Genomic DNA, 18,140 nt, shown 5'->3' with positions numbered 1-18,140 from the left:
GCGCCCACCCCAGCGGTGAGGAGCGCGCAATGGCCATGGCGGAAGGCAGCACGGCGGTTCAGCATCCCGACGAGGCCGAGGCCCCATCGGATGGCAATGGCGACGGCCGTGTCCCCACCAAGCCGGACCACACCGGCGGTCAGGGCCGTGATGCCGACTACTCGATCACCCCGCTGGCCTGGCTGGCCGCCGGCAGCGGCGTGGTGGCGTTGGCGCTGCTGACGACCCAGCTCGCGCTGCGCCTGCCGTCGGGCTATGGCATCGAAGACCTGCTCGGCTGGTCGCGCGGCGACAGCGTGTCGGCCGCCGTGAACCTGTGGTGCCAGTTCGCGTTGCGCTGGCGCAGCGCCGCCGCCTACGTGCTGGTCGACAGCGCCCTCTTCGTGCCGTTGTATGCGGTGTTGTTCCTGGCCACCGCGCGGTGTCTGCACCATGCGCTGCAACCGGGGCCCGGTCTGGTGGCGAAGATCACCTCGCGGGCGCTGCCTTGGCTGAGCGTGGGCAGCGTGGCGGCGCTGGTGCTGGTGGATCTGGTCGAGAACTTCGCCGGCGCACTGCGGCTGGGGGTCAGCCTCTGGGCCGCCGGCGCCAGCCTGCTGATCGGCATCGCGCTGCTGGCGGTGTTGTGGCGCTGGGCCAGCGCGCCGGCCGCCCAGCGTGATCGCATGCTGTGTCGCAGCCTGGGCGCCGTGCTGCTCGGAGGGGTCGTGGTGCTCGCACTCATCGGGCTGGCCGATGCGCGCACCGCCTGCAGCCTGGCCGCCCAGGCTGCACTGCCCGCCCCGATGTCATGGGCGCATCACCTGAAGCCGGTGATGATCGGCCTGGCCATGTTGCCGATCGCGATCGGCTCTCTGGTCTGGTGGTTCGGGCTGGACCTGGACCTTGCGCAGGGCCTGCAGCGCGACGAAGCCATCGCCCGTGCGGCCTGGCGCGCTGGCGTGGCCGGGGTCGTCGGTCGCAGCCGCTATGTGCTGGTGGTGCTGGCGATGTTCGGTCTGTTCACGCTGGTGCTGGACCAATGCCGCGACGTGCTGCTCGGACTGGCCTACCCTGACCCCGCGGCCAGCCCCGGTGCCTTGTGGTGGCGCCGGGTGGTGCAGGTGCTGTGCGCGGTGTCGGTCGGCATGCTGGCCTACTCGTGCTGGATGTGGACGCGGCTGGCCGGCATGGTCAAGCGGCCGGGCCTGGCACTGGGCGGCGGGGCGCTGGTGCCGGATCGCGTGGGCGCGTTCGCGCGCGGCTGGGCACGAGCCGTGTCACTGATCCCGCTGGTGATGGTCGCCGGGCTGGTGGCCTACACCGTCGGCGATGCCATCACGGCCGGCCTGCGCGCGGCCACGCCCGGCACCGTGGCCGGGCAGTTGAGCGGCACGTTGCTGGGCCTGCTCGGGTTTGGCGCGGTGGCGCTGGGCTTCGGGCTGTTCCTGCTGCAACTGCGTCGCCGCCTGGCGCTGGCCGAGCCGGCCGACTACTACAACAGCGAACCGGACTTCTACAAACTGCTCTGGGGCGACTCCGACGTGCTGAAACGACGCAACGCACTGCGTGACCTCAGCGGCCCCCCAGCCAATCCGGCCCCTTGCATCCAACGCAGCCAACGGATTTGGGGTTGGATCAAGCCGCTTGGCCAGTTGCTGTCGCATTGGCTGTGGCCGCTCGTGCACCCCGTCATCTGGCCGTTGATCGCCTTGCTGCTGATGGCCGCACTGCGCATCGTGATGGCCTGGCGGCCCGACGTGACGGCGCAAGCGCCGGCCACGATCGCGCTGCTGGCGCTGGCGTTGAACTGGTGGTTGGGTGTGGCCGGGCTGCTGACGCTGGCCGAGCAGCGCCGCGCTGTCGCTTGGAGCCTGTTGCTGCTCGTCCTGGTGGCGCTGTTCGCCGGCTTGGGCTGGGTCGACAACCACCGCCTGCCGCTGACGGCACCACGCGGGGCCGACCTGGCCACGCTGCGCTGGCACGGCGTCAATGCGATGTTGGTGCTGGTGCTGATGGGCAGCGCGCAATGGCTGCTGTTCTGCTACCGACACGAAGGGCCGAACCGCCTGTTTCCACGCTGGAGCGCGCCTCGCTTCAACCTGGTCCGCGGCTTCGTCGCGGTGGCGCTGGCGGTGTTCGCCACGCTGGCGCTGAAGTCGGTCGACCAGGCCAGCGCGCCACTCGTCGCGCGGGCCGACACCCGCGTTCCCGGCCCGCGTCAGCCGCCCGGCCAGGTGCTCGGCAGCTGGGTGCTGGAGCTGCCGGCCAACCCGCCGCCGGAACAGGCCGAGGTGCTGCTGATCGCCGCCGAGGGCGGCGGCATCCGCAGTGCCTACTGGACGGCGCAGGTGCTGGCCCGCCTGCACGACGCCGATCCGGCGATCGACAAGCGCATCGCCGCGCTGAGTGGTGTCTCCGGCGGCGCGGTCGGTATCGCGGTCTACCGGGCCTGCCTGGCCCACACCCGCAACGGTGGCTCGGTGCGAGCGTGTGTCGAGACGGGCTTCCGGCAACTCGACGGTTTGTCGCCACTGCTCGGGAGCCTGCTGTTCGAAGACGCGTTTGCCCGCGTACTGCCGACCACGATGAAGATGGGCCCGCTGAACCTGGCCTGCAGCCAGCCCGGCTGCGTGCATTTGAGCCGAGCCCAGCCCTTCGAGCGCGAATGGATTCGCCAGTTCGACCACCTCGGCGACTCGCTCGGTGATCTGCCGAGCTCCGAAGGCAACCCACCGACCGTGCCGCCGATGCTGCTGAACAGCACCTGGGTCGAATCGGGCAACCGAGCGGTGCTGGGCACACTGGACGGGCTGGACATGCCGGCCAGCCATGACCTGGTGGCCGAGCTCGGCGCCTGGCCACCGTTGATCACCGCGGCGCATGCGTCAGCGCGTTTCCCGTTCATCAACCCGCTGGCGGCGCTGCCGCCCGAGCCCGGCAAGCCACGCACGCGCGGCCACCTGGCCGATGGCGGCTACCACGACAACAGCGGCAGTGCGAGTCTGGCCGACCTGTGGCGCAGCCTGCAGGGCTGGTTGCCGCCGCCGTGGAAAGCGCGGTTGATCCTGATCCGCAACGGCCAGCCGCGCATCGACTGCGAGCGCGCGCCGCGAGATGGCCCGCCGGTGCCGTGCCTCGACCCGCGCGTGCACCCCAGCGATGCCGAGTTGAAGGCGGACCTGCTGCGCCCGGCCGATCGGCACCGGCTGGACCTGCTGGCCGACCTGTTCGGGCCACTGGTGGCGTTGGTCAACGTCTCGGGCATCGGTGCCCATGGTCGCCAGATGCCGGCCGCACTGGCCGCCGAGCTGGCCGCGCAGCCGGACGCACCGACGCCACTGTTCTACGACCAACTCGACAACGGCGACCTGGTGCCACTGGGCTGGTACCTGTCGCCTGCCGCACGCGAATCCATCGAAGGTCAGGCTGCGCTGTATTTCAAGCCAGGCGCGCCGAAGCCCTGAGGCCGATCAAAGGGTCGCGCCTTATCATCCCGACGCACTTGAGCGCCCCAGGTCCGGGCTGTGCCCGACCCTTCCCCCGAGAACGGCCCTTCGTTCCTTGAGATCAGAGCCGCATGAACCTCAAGCAACTCGAATACTTCGTCAGCGTCGCCGAGCTGGGCAGCTTCAGCAAGGCAGCGCTGGCGCTGAACATGGCGCAGCCGGCGCTGAGCCGTCAAGTGCGCGCGTTGGAAGTCGAGTTGCGCGACACCTTGCTGCTGCGCAATGGCCGCGGCGTCACCTTGACCGAAGCCGGCCAGCGCCTGTTCGAGCACAGCATCGCGATCCTGAACCAGGTGGCACAGGCACGTGACGACATGGGCGCGCGGCGCGACGAGCCGGTCGGCCACATCACGATCGGGCTGCCGCCCAGCATCGGCCGCCAGCTGACGCTGCCGCTGATCGACGGCTTCCAGCGCCAGTTGCCGAAAGCCCGGTTGGCCATCGTCGAGGGCTTGTCGTCGCACATCGGCGAATGGCTCAGCAGCGGCCGTGTCGACCTGGGCCTGGTCTACAACCCGGAGTCCACGAATCACCTGACGATCCAGCCGCTGCTGCAGGAGCCGCTGTGCCTGGTCAGCTCTGCCCGGGCGAGCGCCGGCAAGGCCCGCGGCACGGTCGCGCTGAAGTCGCTGGCGCGCTACCCGTTGGTGGTGCCAGAGCGCCAACATGTGATCCGCCGGCTCATTGAATCGCAGGCCACGCTGGCCGGGCTGGTGCTGAACATCGCCTGGGAAGTCTCGAGCATCGCGGCCATCATCGACCTCGTCTGTGCCGGCTACGGCCACGCGGTGCTGAACGCCAGTGCCGTGGTTGCCTCCGGGCGCGCCGACGAACTGGTGACCCAGGCCATCGTCGAGCCCAGCCTGGCCAGCGTCCTGTGCCTGGCCACCTCGGCCCGCAAGCGCGCAACCCCGCTGCAGCGCCATGCCACGCAGCTGTTGACCGAGCTGGTGCGCAGCCTGCCACAGGGCGTGGCGGCGCAATCCCAACCCGGTTGAGCGGGCGTTGCGCGCCGCTCTGATCAGTAGTCGTCGCGACCGTGCGTCGCGGTGGTCCAGCCGAGGAACTGCATCGAACCCTTGTCGGGCCGGCGCTCCTTCGCGAGCGTCTGGAAGTTCGGGATCGCGACTCCGCGGTTCATGTAGCCGTTGACCGCGATGTCCATGTAGCCGGCTTCCATCGTCGCGCCACGGCAGTCGCGCACGCCCCGGCCCAGGCGCAGCGACTTGGCCATGTATTCCAGCCCCTTGGCCAGGCGCGGCTTGGTCTCGCCCTGCGGCTGGTACAGCCAGACCGAGGTGTCGCCCTGGATCGTCGCCATCTCGGCGCCCTGCGTCAGGCCCTGGAGGTTGTACTGCGGGTGCACGCAGTCACGATCGCGCAACTCGTTGACCTCACCATTGGCAAAGACCGACAGCGGGATCATCTCGGTCATGCGCTGCAGGCCGGCCGCATAGCGCGCCTTGTTGTCCTGGTAGACGCCGGCCGCCATCATCGCCAGCGCCGCCGACACCGCCCAGTTGTTGACCCGCGTGCGCGCCTTTTCGGCGTGGCTGTACTGGCGGTCGACGAAGCCGTTGAAGGTGTTGATGTCGGTCGACAACCAGCCGGCTTGGCCGTTGTTGTAGCGGCGGATGATCTCGGCCGCGCTGACCCACACCGGCAGCATCCAGGCCGCCTCCAGCTGCGTTTGCTCGGCGTTGGTGCCCGGCGCGACCGAAAAGCTGCGGAAGGTGCGCGCCCAGTCGTTCAAGATCATCACCGCGCGGTCACGGTGCTGGTGGTTGCCGGTCTTCACCCAGCGCAGCGCGTTCAGATAGGCGGCCATCGCGTCGTTCTTGTAGCGCGCCTCTTCGGGGCCGCTCGCGCCGCCCACCACCTCGACATCGACCAGCGCATGGTGCTGGTAGTCATACGAACTGCGCGAGTCCGCCGTCACCGCGCCATAGCCAGTCTTCATCACGCTCGGGTTGCTCGAGTTGGCGGCCGCCCTGAAGGTGTCGAGCCTCGTCTGCGTGGCGAAGATGCCCGGGTGCTTGAACGTGTCCGGCACCTTGACCTGGCCGACGATCCGCTCGCCCGCCGCACCCGCGCCGTCGTGCGCAAGACTGTGGCCGCTGAAGGCCGCCAGCAAGGCCATCGCGAGCGGCGCCAGGGCCTTGCGACCGCGCGACGAACAAGGGGGGATGGATGCACGCCGCAGCGCGCCAACGGCAGGGCCCATGGGCTTGTCTCCTCGATCGGCAAGACGCTCGCAACGTGCAGGCGCTTGCTCCCTTCTGCTCGAACGTCGCGGATTGTCGGAACGGCGGCACCCCGCCGTCTTGCATGAAACCGCCGCGGGCACATGCTGTTACCCCCCTTGGTGATTCCACTTAGACCCCCCGGTGGTTCTTCTTAGGGGCCGGCCCGGCTGGCAAAACGGCGTGGCCGCCGGGAAGATCGGCGGGCCCATGACTTCCATGCACGGCGACATCGACACCCCCTTGGCCGACCACCTCACAGCGGCGCTGCGGCCGACTGCGGCGCCAGGTCACACCGGCCTCGGGCGGCTGCCGGCCACCCCGCCGGGCGCGCTGGCTCCTTGGCAGTTGCGTCGGGCCTGCGACTGGATGCGAACGAACCTGGGGCTGCCGATCTCGATTGGCGACGTGGCGGCCCAGTTGGGGTTGTCGCCGAGCTACTTTGCGCGGGCCTTCCGCGCCGCCACAGGCCAGCCGCCGCACCAGTGGCTGTTGCAGCGACGAATCGATCTGGCGCTTCAGTTGCTGCAGCAGCGCGGACTGCCGCTGGGCGAAATCGCCGCCACCTGCGGCTTCGCCGACCAGGCCCATTTCTCGCGCGTCTTCGCGGCCCGGCTCGGCATGCCGCCGTCGCGCTGGCGGGCCCGCCAGCCTTCTTAGCCGGGCGCCGGCCCGGGCCCGCCGCTGGCAGCGCACACATGCGCCGTCCGCATATCGACTCGTGTTCGGCACGGCGTATGCTGACAACCCCTGCGCGACCAGCGCAAATCAGCAACGCCCCAGGGCTTACCCGCCCCGTGGGGCCACAGCCATTTCGGAGACACATGACAACTGCTCCTGCCACGGCCTGCGGGCCGACCTTCGATCCGGCATCGCGCCCCGCGGTGCTCGACCTGATCGGCAACACGCCGCTGCTCGAAGTCACCCGCTTCAACACCGGTCCCTGCCAGCTCTTCCTGAAACTCGAATCGCAAAACCCCGGCGGCTCGATCAAGGACCGCATCGGGCTGGCGATGATCGAAGCGGCCGAGCGCGACGGGCGCCTGAAACCCGGCGGCACGGTGATCGAGGCCACTGCCGGCAACACCGGCCTGGGCCTCGCGCTGGTCGCCCGCGCCAAGGGCTACAAGGTGTGTCTGGTCGTTCCCGACAAGATGAGCGCCGAGAAGGTGCTGCACCTGAAGGCGCTCGGTGCCGAGGTGCACACCACCCGCTCCGACGTCGGCAAGGGCCACCCCGCCTACTATCAAGACTTCGCCGCCCGCCTGGCGAAAGAGATCCCCGACAGCTGGTACAGCGACCAGTTCAACAACCCCGCCAACCCGCTGGCCCACGAGACCACCACCGCGCCCGAAATCTGGCAACAGATGGGCCACCGCGTCGATGCCGTCGTCTGCGGTGTCGGCTCCGGCGGCACGCTGACCGGGCTGAAGCGCTACTTCAACCGCGTCGACCCGGCCACCGAGTTCGTGCTGGCCGATCCGAAGGGCTCAGTGCTGTGCGACTACATCGCCACCGGCAAGGTCGGCGAAGCCGGCTCATGGGCCGTCGAAGGCATCGGCGAGGACTTCATCCCGTCGATCGCCGACCTGTCGGGGGTCAAGCACGCCTACACGATCGATGATGCCGAGAGCTTCAGCACCGCGCGCGAGCTTCTCAAGCGCGAGGGCATTGCCGCCGGTTCGTCCACCGGCACGCTGGTGGCCGCCGCACTGCGCCACTGCCGCGCGCAGACCACGCCGAAGCGCGTCGTCACCTTCGTCTGCGACACCGGCACGCGCTATTTGTCCAAGGTCTACAACGACGCATGGATGTTCGACCAAGGCCTGTTGACGCGCCCGGTGGTGGGTGACCTGCGTGACCTGATCTCGCGCCGGATGGAAGACGACGCCGTCGTCAGCGTGTCGCCCGACGACGCCCTGTTGACCGCCTTCCAGCGCATGCGTGCGGCCGACATTTCGCAGCTGCCGGTGCTGGTCGACGGCCGCCTGGTCGGGCTGCTGGACGAGTCGGATCTGCTGCTGCGCGTGCAGGGTGACTCGGCCGGTTTCCGTGAAACCGTGAAGAGCGCGATGAGCGAACGCGTCGAGACGCTGGCGCCGAACGCCGGCTTCGCCGCACTGACCGCCACACTGAAGCAGGGTCTGGTCGCGGTGATCGCCGACCGCGACGGCTTCTATGGTCTCATCACCCGTTTCGACCTGCTGAACCACCTGCGGAGAAATCTCGCATGACGACGAACAAGAAGCACGGCTTCAACACCCGCGTGATCCACGGCGGGCAGCACCCCGACCCGACGACCGGCGCGATCATGCCGCCGATCTACGCGACCTCGACTTACGTGCAATCGAGCCCCGGTGTGCACAAGGGCTACGAGTACTCGCGCTCGCAGAACCCGACCCGTGAGGCCTTCGAGCGCTGCGTGGCCGACCTGGAAAACGCGCAGCGCGGCTACGCCTTCGCCTCCGGCCTGGCCGCGATGTCGACGGTGCTGGAACTGCTCGACAGCGGCGCCCACGTCATCGCCAGCGATGACCTGTACGGTGGCACGTTCCGCCTGTTCGAGCGCGTGCGCCGGCGCTCGGCCGGCCACCAGTTCAGTTTCATCGACATGACCGACCCGGCCGCGGTGCGCGAGGCGATCCGCCCGAACACCAAGATGGTCTGGGTCGAGACGCCGTCGAACCCGCTGCTGAAGCTCATCGACCTCGAAGCCGTGGCCGGCATCGCGCGCCAGCACAACCTGCTGGCCGTGGCCGACAACACCTTCGCCAGCCCTTGGGGCCAGCGCCCGCTGGAGCTGGGCTTCGACATCGTCGTGCACTCGACCACCAAGTACCTCAACGGTCACTCCGACGTGGTCGGTGGCGTCGCGGTGGTGGGGCGTGAACCGCGCCATGCCGAGATCGCCGAGCAACTGGCCTTCCTGCACAACGCGATCGGCTCGATCGCCGGGCCGTTCGACTCGTTCCTGGCACTGCGCGGCGTGAAGACGCTGGCGCTGCGGATGGAGCGGCATTCGCAGAGCGCGCTACACCTGGCGCAATGGCTCGAAGCACAGCCGAAGGTCGCGAAGGTCCACTACCCGGGCCTGGAAAGCCACCCGCAGCACGCGCTGGCCAAGCGGCAGATGCGTGCCGGCGGCGGCATGATCTCGATCGACCTGAAGGGCGACCTGGCAGGCGCTCGGCGTTTCCTCGAGACCTGCGAGCTGTTCGCGCTGGCCGAAAGCCTGGGCGGCGTCGAAAGCCTGATCGAGCACCCGGCGATCATGACGCACGCGTCGATCCCGGCAGAGCAGCGCGCCAAGCTCGGCATCGGCGACACGCTGATCCGGCTGTCGGTCGGTGTCGAAGACGTGCAGGATCTGCAGGACGAGCTGACGCGGGCGCTCGCGGCGGTGTGATGTCGCGCTGAGCGATGCGCCGCGGACGCCACCGGCGACGCGGCAGCACTTGTCAGCCCCCTGGGCTGTGTGCGTCAATGCATCCGCCCGCGAGCGGATGGCACGCCGCGGCGGTTCACCCGGGGAGCGAACGATGAACCTCAACCACCTGCATCTGCATGTGCGCGACCGCGCCGCCGCCGAGGCGTTCTATGGCCGCTGGTTCGGTCTGGGAGTTGGCCGGCGCGGCGCATGCCTGAGCTTTCTGCGCGACGATGCAGGTTTCGACCTCGCGCTGATGGACGATGCCGCACCAGCACCGATGCCGGCCTGGTTCCACCTCGGCTTCCGGCTCGGCGACGCCGACTCGGTGCTGACCTTGCACCGCCGGATGCGCGACGGCGGTGTCGAGATCGTCAAACCGCTGTACCAGGACGACACCCTCGTGTCGTATCGCTGCGCAGACCTCGACGGTCATGCGATCGAGGTCTATTGGGAAGCGCCCGATGCCGCGCTCGACTGATGCGCCGACGCCGGCGTTCACGCTGCGCCCCGCCGCAGAGGCGGACGTTCCCTTCCTGCTGCACCTGCGCGAAACAGCGATGGACCCACACCACCGCGCCGCTGGCATCGTCCAGACGCCGGCCGAGATGGAGGAACGGGTGCGCAGCCATTGGGAGGAGGCGCAGGTGATCGAGGTCGATGGCCGGCCTGTCGGGCTGTGGAAGCTCTGGCGCCAGCCTGCAGCCTGGTGGATCCTGCAGGTGCAGCTGATGCCCGCCTTCCAAGGCCACGGCATCGGCGCCACGCTGATCCGTGCGCTGCAGGCCGAGGCGCTGGCCGCGCAGATGCCGCTGAAGCTGAAGGTGCTGAAGTCCAACCCGGCGCGGCAGCTATATGAACGGCTGGGCTTCGTGATCGTCGGTGAAGGCGAGCACGGTTGGGAGATGCAGGCCGGCGGCCTGGAGCCGCCAGCGAGCGCCTCGCGCTGAACAGCCAGGCGCCTCAGGCCTGCGCGGCGACGAGGCTGTCGGGCAGTTCGAGCAGGCGCAGCACCGGGTAGCGCCGCCACTCCGGCTCGGCGTAGCGGCGCGCGCCGAGGAAGATGAAGTTCAGCACCGCCTCGCGGTCGCCCAGCAGGTTGGGGTGCTCGGTCTTCCAGGCTTCGAAGCGGCGCTGCAACTCCGGCTCGGCGGCCAGCAGGCGTTCGGCCTCGTCTTCGAACACGTAGTCGCTGAAGTGCTCTTTCTTGTCCAGCACGCTGTCGAAGAACGACCAGCGAAAAAAGCTGTCGATGCCCAAGGGCTCCAGCACCTCGACGATGAATCGGTCATGGGGCCCACCCAGCGGCACCAGCCAATCGCCCTCGGTCAACGAAGCGTCGAGGGTCTCGAGCTGAACGTCCAGCACATCGTGCAGGTGCCGGCCTTCGAAGGGCTCACGCCGCTTCTCGAAGCGCTCGATGCGGTAGGCCTCGGCAGGCACATGGCCGGCACGCACCACGCGCTGCAGCGACACGCCATGCGCCTGCAAGCGCGACGCAACATCATGCCAGGCCTGCGGCAGCAGGTAGGCCCGGGGCGGCACGGTGCTGGCCGTGGTTTCGTAACGGTCGAAGTACGGAATGTCTTTTTGCCACGGCACGGTGCGGTCGTAGCGCAGGCGCTGGTAGTGGCCCAGGCGGCTCGGCTCGTACACCGCCTGGAAGCCACTGAAGCGGAACGGGCGGCTGTGCTGCAGGTCAAGCTGCCAGTTCAGCGCCACCGACGCACCAGCCGAGACAGCCGCGCGATCGGCTGCGCGCGCGGCGCGGATCGCATCGCCGTGCGCCACCGTGTAGGCCAGCGCACTCTCCACCAAGGCCCGCATGCTGCGCAAGCGGGCTTCGAAGGGCTTGAGCATGTGCGTCTCCGGCATGAAGCCGATCGTGTGGTGCAGCGCGGCGTAGCCCGTGGAAAAGCGCGGCGAATCGAGGAAGTCGGCGATGCCGTCGTCCGGGATCTCCTTCAGCGGATTGACGTAGGGGCACATCGGGAAACCGCGCTCGGCCATGTCGGCATACAGCGCCGGCAACATCGCCTCGCGCAGATGTCGGCCGGTGACGCCACCGAGCTTGTCGGGCTGCGTCGCGATCAGCGTCATCACGTGCTGGTAATCGGCGCCGTTCGACGTGTGGGTGTCGACCATCACATCCGGATCCCAGCGGGTGAACACCTGCGCGAAGGTGCGGGCATTCAGGCTGTCGGCCTTGATGAAATCGCGGTTCAGGTCGAGGTGGCGCGCGTTGCCGCGAAAGCCGAAGGCCTCCGGCCCGTTCTGGCTGACGCGGCTGGTGTCGGCGCGGTTCAGCGCACCATCGACGTTGTAGACCGGGATGTAGACCAGCACCGTGCGCCCCAGCGCTGCGCGCCTCGCCGGATCCAGACACAGGTCGCGCAGCATCGCCATGCAGGCGTCGATGCCTTCGGGCTCACCGGGGTGGATGCCGTTGTTGTTGAGGAACACCGGCCGGCCGTCAGCCTTCGCGACCTGCGGGTCGAACACACCGTCGGCCGAGAATACGCCGACGTGGATCGGCGTGCCGCCATCGGAGCGGCCGGCCTCCTCGAATCTCAGCCATTGCCCGAAGGCCTGCGCCAGCCGCTGGTGGAAGGCGATGCACGCCTGCCAGGTGGTGGTCTGGTTGCCGTTGCCCTGCTCGAACGGGGTTGCCCAATCGTTGATTGTTTGCATGCGGCGATTGTCGACCGCTGCGCCCGTTCGGCCAATCGGGTCGTCGAAACCGGACGCACCGGCGACGCAGGAATTGTCACTCGCACCGCATCGTCGAAGGATAGGGTCGCATCGTCGCGGGCAGCCTGCGCCGGGTGATGGAGCACATCGGCCACGTGCTGCAACAACCTGCCGGCGCTCGCCGCCGTCGCGTGCTGGTCGCCCGAGCACCTGGACCGCATCTATCGCCGGCACGTCGGTGAACGGGCGTCGGCACGGCGCCTTGCATCCGACTCATGTCGACGTGCATCAATCAGGGCACCACGAATGAGCGCACCAGCGTCAGCTCGCCGGGCTTGCGCAGCGGCACCCGAAACACCTGCTGTTTCTCGCGCGGCGTGCCCTCGTTCTCGACCAGCGCGACCTGGGCGACGGTGATCGCGTCCTGCTGCTCGCCGGCGCCGAAGTAGTTGACGTACACGTGGTAGACGCCGGGCGCCGGGCTCGGGTGGGCGTAGATCTCGGGGCCGAAGCCAGTCGTCACGTCGACATCGAGCGCGCCGCCGTTGGGCGCCACGCGTTCGCCATACCAGGCGTGCTGGCCATCGGGCGAGACCACGTGCAGATCGATGTCGGTCATGTCGGTGTCCCAGCTCAGCACCACGCGCAGCTTCGGGGCCACGCGGCTGGCGTTGGCTTCGTAGAACTGCACGCGGCGCTCGCTGCCGCCACCGCCTGAGCGCACCGAGACGCCGTGCGCACCGGGGCCGAAAGACCACGGCCGGGCGAAACGGCCATCGTCTGCCACGTCCAGCGGCAAGGCGATGCCATCGACGACGAGGCGTGCGGGTTGGCGACCATCGGCCTTGGTCGACGCGGCAATGCCCTTCGCGATGCGGCCGGCGATCCGGGCACTGGCGCTGCGGCCCTCGGCGTTGACGTTGGACGCCGGGTAGTTGACGCTCTGCACGAAGTCGCGCTGCGTGCTGTCGCTGGCGCGCCAGCCGCCGGCCGGCGTGTCGATCACCGTGCGGGCGGTGTCTTGCGCGGACACCGAAGTGCCGATGCCAAGGCACGTGAACACGGCAACGGACAGGCGATGAAGAACAGAGCTCATGAGTCCACCAATTGCTGCGCCAGGCGCTCGATGTAGGCCTCGTCGCGCCCGTTCGGGTGGCGCCGGAAGGCCAGATGCAGGTATTCGTGGATCAACGTCACGCGGCCATCGCGGCTGGTCCATTCACGGATGTAGACACGGCCGCGGCGAAGGTCGGCGTGTGGCACACCTTGCGTCAACTGGCAGACCTGCGGTGTGCCGTCCGGTGCTTCGTAGCCGATCTCGACACGCAGCACCTTGCGCCAACGCGGCTCGCGTTCGGCCAGCCACGCCGTGGCGCGGGGCATCGGGTTGCAATCACCCTCGTCGTTCCAACCCGCGAGCATGGCTGATGGGAAGGCGTCGCGCAGCAGCGCCTCGACCCCCATGCCGGCCCGGCTGGCGGCCACGGCCTGGCGCCAACCCATCACCTGCGGCTGCGCGCCATCGAGCTGGTAGCGGATCGGCGCGCCGGTGAGCACGAGGCCGGCGGTGAACGCCGCGGCGGCGCGGGCAGCCTGCGTCGGCGGGCGCGGGCTGACACGCTGTGCGCGCGTGTCGTCGTCGACCTCCAGGCACGCGCCATCGGCACCGGCCGTCGGCGCACTGTTCTGCCGCAACCAGCTGCGCGCCGCGATGGCCAGTGCACGCGCCGCCGACACTTCGCGCGCATCCCCCTCACGGTCGACCACGCGGGCGATGTAGTCCTCCAGCGGCAGGCGCGCCTGCAGCCGCGGCGCCTTTTCGCTGCCGGTCAGCTGGAACTCGGGCTGCCCCGGCACGACGAGCTTCGTGCCGTTGGCAAAGCGCAGCGTGTAGGCGCCGCCGCGCGACAGCGGCAACAGGGGCCCGAGCGGCGCCGGCTTGTTGTCGTCGCGTGTCACTGAAGTCAGCGGGTAGCGGCTGAAGAAGTTCACGTCGACACACGGCTGCGCCTGCAGCGACGCAGCATCCGGCGGTGCGTGCAGCAGCCCACGCGCCGACCACGCCGAGGCGAGCAGATCGACGTGGCGCTGCACCGCGAGACGGCCCGTCCCTGGGCCACCGAACCAGAACGGCGAACCATCGGCCAGCCAGCCCACCGCGCCGCCCCAACGCTCGCCCTGCGGATCGAACCAGGACCAGGTCTTGAAGCGCGGTGAGCTACCGAGCGAACCCAGCAGGCCGACGTCACGCAAGGTGTTGGGCAGCAGCGCCTGCCTCGCCGCCAGTCGCGCCGGGTACGGCACCCGGTGCAACGCGTCGATCATGCCGGCCACCGGCACCTGCGTGGCCGGTTGCAGGCCGGACAAGGGCTGCAGCCAGGCGGGCGCCTGCCGCCCGGCCCAGAACTTCTGCCAGTCGGCGTCCTTGATACCGAGCCGCTTGGGTTCGAAGTAGGCACCGCAGCTGCGCTGCAGCGCAGCGTCGCGGCCGATGCTCTCGCCCGGGTCGCAACAGTATTCGTCGCCCGGCTCGCGCTGCACGCGTTCGCAGCGGTACACCGGCTCTTGCGCGCCGGTGGTGTGCAGGTAGCTGTAGACGAACAGCTTCCAGACGCTGCCCAGCGGCGCGCTGGCCGGCGGTTCCACGGTCGGTGGGGCGTGCGCCAACGAGCCGTCATTGGTGCGCCAGACCAGCGCAGGCTTCGGTGGCGCCGCCTGGGCGCCGGCCATGGCGGCGAGCGCCAGCGCACCCGCAACCCGGCGCCACAGCGGTGAAGAGACGAAGCGGCGGAACACGCTCAGCGCACCTCCAACGTTGCCCAGCCGCTGCGCGATTCGAGCGCCTTGGCCTCGGGCTCGTACATGCGGTAGACACGCGCCAGCGGCAGCTGGTAGCGGCCGCGCTGGGAGAAGCGCAGCAGGTGGCGGAAGGTCACCGCTTCACCGGCCGCGAGCTTCTCGACCGGCACGGCATAACCCCGGCGGGTCGACTGGTGCATCGCGCGTTCGAGCGGCCTGGTCTGGCCCGCGTCGGCGCCCTGCACATCGAGGCCCCAGGTGCCCGACTCGACCGCGGCTCCCGGTGGCAGTGCCACTTCGAGCAGGCCCCAACGCAAGTCTTGCTGGCCGCTCACCGTCAAGGCATCGAGGTAGAGCGTGTTGGTGTCGAGCGTCGTGCCCGGAGCCACCGGTTCGAGTTTGACGGTCAACCGGCCATCGTCCGATGTCCCCGACGCGGTCTGCCCCGCCGGCGCACTCGCCGCGCCATCGGCCTTCGGCCTGGCCTGCGGCACGACGCGGAACAGCCGCCGCTCGATCTGCACCGACAGTGCCGGCGCGTTGCCCGCTTCGCTGCTGTCGAACGCGACAAACGCGACCTTGGCGCCACCGCTGGCCGCCAGCGTGGCCGGCTTCGCGGCGCTGGCCGGCAGCGTCCACAGCGGCTGGCCGATGCTGCCGCGTGCGGCCACCCACGGTGCCGGCAGGCTGCCCGCTTCGGCGCGCACATCCGGCGTGCTGCCCAGTGCCTTGTGCAGCCAGACCAGCGACTGCGCGCGGTCGAACGTGGGCTGCTCGCCGCGCACCTGCGCGAGCAAGGCGGTCGCCTGCGCAGCGCCACCCTTCTTGGCCAGCACCAGCAGGCTTTGCACGAACGGCGACGACGACGCGGCCAGGCGCGTGGCGGCGGCATCGGCTTCGGCCCGCTGAACCGGGTTGACACGGCCGCCGGCCGTGTGCGCGGTCAGCACCAGCGCAATGTCACGCACACCGGCCGACTCTTCGCGCATCACGACGCTGCTGCGCGGGTTCAGCGCGGCGCCGTCATCGGCCTTCGCCGCGACCAGCTCTTCGAGCAGCGCATCGACCATCGAACCCACCGGCAAGCCCATCTCCTGCATCCAGTGCAACGCCAGGGCACGCTGCAGCGGCGTCGCTTTCGCACCGTCCTTCGCGTAGACGTCGAGCAGGCGCTGCCAATGCTCGGCCGGCAGCGGCGCCCGCAGCGCCTGCGTCGCGCGCCAATCGGCGTAGTAAGCATAGGCGGTCAGGAACGGATCGTCGGCCATGCCGCGGCCCCACCAGCCGAACTGCGCCTGCGGGCCGGCCATCTGCGCCAGCGACAGCCGCGCCGTCGACAGGCGTTGCGTCAGCATCGGCGCGAGCGGCTGCTGCGCTGCTGAGAGTGATTGCAGCGCGATCGACAGCGGCAGCATGCGGCTCGCTGTCTGCTCGACGCAACCGTACGGGTACTCGACCAGTTCGTCGACCCAACGGCTGAACGCGCCGACCGCCGGATCAGACGCCAGCGTGACGCGCACGTTGCGCGCATCGGCCGGCAGGCTCAGCGCAGCAGGCCCCGCGGCCAGATCGAGCACCAGCTCACGCGGATTGCTCCAGGCCACCGGCACACGTTGCAGCGGCGTCGACAGGCTGTCGACCACCTTGCCCTGGTGCTTCAGCGTGATCGTCAGATCAAGCGCACCGAGGCTCTCGGCATTCAGCGGCAAGGTCACGAAGTTCGCGCCGGGCTTCAGCGACAGCTTGCCCTGCTGCGTGACGCCGGTGCCTTGTGCCGACCACTCGACCTCCTGCGCTTCGCGGCCCTGGTTGAACAGCGCGACGCTGGCGTCGGCCTTGTCGCCGACGCGCTGCCAGTCCGGGCTGGTCCATTTCGCGTAGAAGGCCTTGTCGCTGCGGATCCACGCAGTCTGCTGACCGACCAGGCCCTTCGCATCGACCGCGCGGCCGGTCAGGCGCCAGCGAGTCAGCGAATCCGGCATCTTGAAGCTGAAGCGCGTGCGGCCGCTCGCATCGGTGCGCAGGCGCGGTTCCCAGGCGGCCGTGTCGATGTTGTCGCGGCGCGGCCGCTCGAGCACCTTCACCGCGCGTTGCGGGTCACCGCGGCGGCCCGGCAGTTCACCGAGCTTGCTGGTCGCGAGGTCGTAGCCGATGAACGACAGCGACACGCTGGTGCGCACGTTGTTGCGCCGCGGGTGGTAGAAGAAGTCGTCCATGGTCGGCGCGATCTCGGGCTGCAGCACGTAGATCATCTCGTCGACCACGCCGACCGCGACCTCGGCCGCGACCGGCTTGCCGCCGACCGTCGTGCTCAGCTCGACGTTGACCGTCTCGCCCGGCGCATAGACCGGCTTGTCGGCCTTGAACTCAAGCGCGACACGCGGCTGCGCGACGCTCAGGCCCTGGTTCTGGAACACGCTGTCGCCACGCTTGGCATAGGCCACCGAGACGGTGACGTTCGGGCTCATCGCCTCGGTCACCGGCAGCCGCAGCTTCCACTGCGTCGGGCCGAGTCGCTCGGTCGTGAAGCCCTCGCCGCCGCGGGTCAACAAGGCCGCGGCTTCGACGCGTTCGCGCTCGATCGTCAGCAAGGCCTGGTCGACCGGCTCGGGAAAGGTGACCAGCGCCTCGGCCGTGTCGCCAGGGTTGTAGCGGGCCTTGTCGAAAACGATGCCGATGCTGCCGGCCGGCGCCTTCAGGCCCTCGCCTGAGACCCAATGCGAGGTCGCCGCGACGATGCGCTTTTGCGCGTCGCGCAACGTCACGGTGTACGAGCCCGGCTGCGGGAAGCTGATCGCGGCCATACCGCCGCTGGTGTTGCCTCCAGCGGCCAGCTTGCCATCGGCGCGTTGTCGGTCTTCCAGCCGCAGCCACTCCCAGCTCACCGGCTGGCCGGGCGTCGAATCGGCCGCTCGCCGGCTCGGGCTCCAACGGAAATTCAGGCTCTCGCCCGGCTTCGAGAACTGGCGTTCGGGCGCCAGCAGCCAACCGGCGCTGCCGCGCTCGACCAGCAGCTCGCGCGTGCTGCGCACCCGATAGGCCGCGCCGTCGGTCGCCAGCACCGTCAGCACATAACGGCTCGGTTGCTCGGCGGCCGGCAGCTTGAACTTGGCCTGGCCCGAGCTGTCGGTCACCAGTTCGTCCTGCGACAGCTTCAGCGGGAATGCGCCGCTGTACTCCAGCTCACCTTCGACCATGCTCAGCGCCTGCGCACGGGCACTCAACGACAGGCGCGCGTTGGCCACCGGCTTGCCGTCCGGATAGCTCAGCTGGATCGCGCCGGACACCGCGTCGCCGGTCGCGAAGTCGGCCTTGTCCGGCAACCACTGGATCTCGAAGTGCGGCTTCTGGTAGTCGGCCACGCGGAACGCAGCGGTGTAGTTGTCGCCGCGCAGCGTCAGCATCATCTCGTAGCCGCCAGCCGCCGCGTTGTCTGGCAACTGGAAGCGACCGTCGGCACCACTCGCGCCGCTGAACTTCAGCGTTTGGGTG

General features: G+C 69.4%; 12 protein-coding genes. 7 read left to right on the top strand and 5 right to left on the bottom strand.

The genetic code is table 11. The features are described from left to right. Positions 1 to 29: 29 nt before the first annotated feature. Positions 30 to 3,446, top strand: a complete 3,417-nt coding sequence (locus VFY73_RS15940; RefSeq protein WP_329720461.1) for a hypothetical protein — start codon at positions 30 to 32, stop codon at positions 3,444 to 3,446. A gap of 113 nt (positions 3,447 to 3,559) precedes the next feature. Then, positions 3,560 to 4,486 (top strand): LysR family transcriptional regulator, encoded by a 927-nt coding sequence (locus tag VFY73_RS15935; protein ID WP_329720459.1) that lies wholly within the window; start codon positions 3,560 to 3,562, stop codon positions 4,484 to 4,486. Between the two features lie 23 nt (positions 4,487 to 4,509). Here the strand turns inward: VFY73_RS15935 and VFY73_RS15930 are convergent, their stop codons facing one another. Further along, entirely contained in the window at positions 4,510 to 5,712 is a 1,203-nt protein-coding gene (locus VFY73_RS15930) for an alginate lyase family protein (protein WP_329720457.1), read from the bottom strand. Between the two features lie 229 nt (positions 5,713 to 5,941). Here VFY73_RS15930 and VFY73_RS15925 point away from each other — a divergent pair, with 229 nt between their 5' ends. The 5 genes from VFY73_RS15925 to VFY73_RS15905 all read left to right on the top strand — a co-directional run bounded on the left by VFY73_RS15925 (position 5,942) and on the right by VFY73_RS15905 (position 10,108). After that, positions 5,942 to 6,391, top strand: a complete 450-nt coding sequence (locus tag VFY73_RS15925) for an AraC family transcriptional regulator (RefSeq protein WP_329720455.1) — start codon at positions 5,942 to 5,944, stop codon at positions 6,389 to 6,391. Positions 6,392 to 6,555: 164 nt separating this feature from the next. Beyond that, positions 6,556 to 7,965, top strand: a complete 1,410-nt coding sequence (locus VFY73_RS15920) for a cystathionine beta-synthase (RefSeq protein ID WP_329720453.1) — start codon at positions 6,556 to 6,558, stop codon at positions 7,963 to 7,965. After that, positions 7,962 to 9,137 (top strand): PLP-dependent aspartate aminotransferase family protein, encoded by a 1,176-nt coding sequence (locus VFY73_RS15915; RefSeq protein WP_329720451.1) that lies wholly within the window; start codon positions 7,962 to 7,964, stop codon positions 9,135 to 9,137. The genes VFY73_RS15920 and VFY73_RS15915 overlap by 4 nt, the downstream gene beginning before the upstream one ends. 133 nt (positions 9,138 to 9,270) lie before the next feature. Then, on the top strand, positions 9,271 to 9,639 hold the full coding sequence (locus VFY73_RS15910) for a VOC family protein (RefSeq protein WP_329720449.1): 369 nt from the start codon (positions 9,271 to 9,273) through the stop codon (positions 9,637 to 9,639). Next, the gene (locus VFY73_RS15905; protein ID WP_329720447.1) at positions 9,623 to 10,108 is read left to right on the top strand and encodes a GNAT family N-acetyltransferase; all 486 of its coding nucleotides are present in this window, start codon (positions 9,623 to 9,625) and stop codon (positions 10,106 to 10,108) included. Before VFY73_RS15910 ends, VFY73_RS15905 begins: the two co-directional genes overlap by 17 nt. Before the next feature lie 13 nt (positions 10,109 to 10,121). Here the strand turns inward: VFY73_RS15905 and VFY73_RS15900 are convergent, their stop codons facing one another. The 4 genes from VFY73_RS15900 to VFY73_RS15885 form a co-directional block, all read right to left on the bottom strand. Beyond that, positions 10,122 to 11,849 carry a M14 family zinc carboxypeptidase gene (locus VFY73_RS15900; RefSeq protein ID WP_329720445.1) on the bottom strand — a complete coding sequence of 576 codons (1,728 nt, stop codon included), beginning with the start codon at positions 11,847 to 11,849 and terminating at the stop codon, positions 10,122 to 10,124. Positions 11,850 to 12,141: 292 nt separating this feature from the next. Beyond that, positions 12,142 to 12,945, bottom strand: a complete 804-nt coding sequence (locus tag VFY73_RS15895; RefSeq protein WP_329720443.1) for a YfaP family protein — start codon at positions 12,943 to 12,945, stop codon at positions 12,142 to 12,144. Then, the gene (locus VFY73_RS15890; protein WP_329720441.1) at positions 12,942 to 14,645 is read right to left on the bottom strand and encodes a DUF2300 domain-containing protein; all 1,704 of its coding nucleotides are present in this window, start codon (positions 14,643 to 14,645) and stop codon (positions 12,942 to 12,944) included. The genes VFY73_RS15895 and VFY73_RS15890 overlap by 4 nt, the downstream gene beginning before the upstream one ends. Before the next feature lie 2 nt (positions 14,646 to 14,647). Then, the coding region (locus VFY73_RS15885) for an alpha-2-macroglobulin family protein (RefSeq protein ID WP_329720439.1) at positions 14,648 to 18,140 on the bottom strand (3,493 nt) is incomplete at its 5' end.

Source organism: Ideonella sp., from assembly GCF_036277275.1.
GTDB lineage: Bacteria > Pseudomonadota > Gammaproteobacteria > Burkholderiales > Burkholderiaceae_C > Ideonella.
The sequence above is the reverse complement of the archived record's forward strand: the minus strand, read 5'-3'. Positions and strand labels throughout refer to the sequence as shown.

Excerpts from the sequence above, each read along its gene's own strand:
- VFY73_RS15940 (WP_329720461.1), top strand. The coding sequence starts at position 30 with ATGGCCATGGCGGAAGGCAGCACGGCGGTTCAGCATCCCGACGAGGCC.
- VFY73_RS15935 (WP_329720459.1), top strand. The coding sequence starts at position 3,560 with ATGAACCTCAAGCAACTCGAATACTTCGTCAGCGTCGCCGAGCTGGGC.
- VFY73_RS15930 (WP_329720457.1), bottom strand. The coding sequence starts at position 5,712 with ATGGGCCCTGCCGTTGGCGCGCTGCGGCGTGCATCCATCCCCCCTTGT.
- VFY73_RS15925 (WP_329720455.1), top strand. The coding sequence starts at position 5,942 with ATGACTTCCATGCACGGCGACATCGACACCCCCTTGGCCGACCACCTC.
- VFY73_RS15920 (WP_329720453.1), top strand. The coding sequence starts at position 6,556 with ATGACAACTGCTCCTGCCACGGCCTGCGGGCCGACCTTCGATCCGGCA.
- VFY73_RS15915 (WP_329720451.1), top strand. The coding sequence starts at position 7,962 with ATGACGACGAACAAGAAGCACGGCTTCAACACCCGCGTGATCCACGGC.
- VFY73_RS15910 (WP_329720449.1), top strand. The coding sequence starts at position 9,271 with ATGAACCTCAACCACCTGCATCTGCATGTGCGCGACCGCGCCGCCGCC.
- VFY73_RS15905 (WP_329720447.1), top strand. The coding sequence starts at position 9,623 with ATGCCGCGCTCGACTGATGCGCCGACGCCGGCGTTCACGCTGCGCCCC.
- VFY73_RS15900 (WP_329720445.1), bottom strand. The coding sequence starts at position 11,849 with ATGCAAACAATCAACGATTGGGCAACCCCGTTCGAGCAGGGCAACGGC.
- VFY73_RS15895 (WP_329720443.1), bottom strand. The coding sequence starts at position 12,945 with ATGAGCTCTGTTCTTCATCGCCTGTCCGTTGCCGTGTTCACGTGCCTT.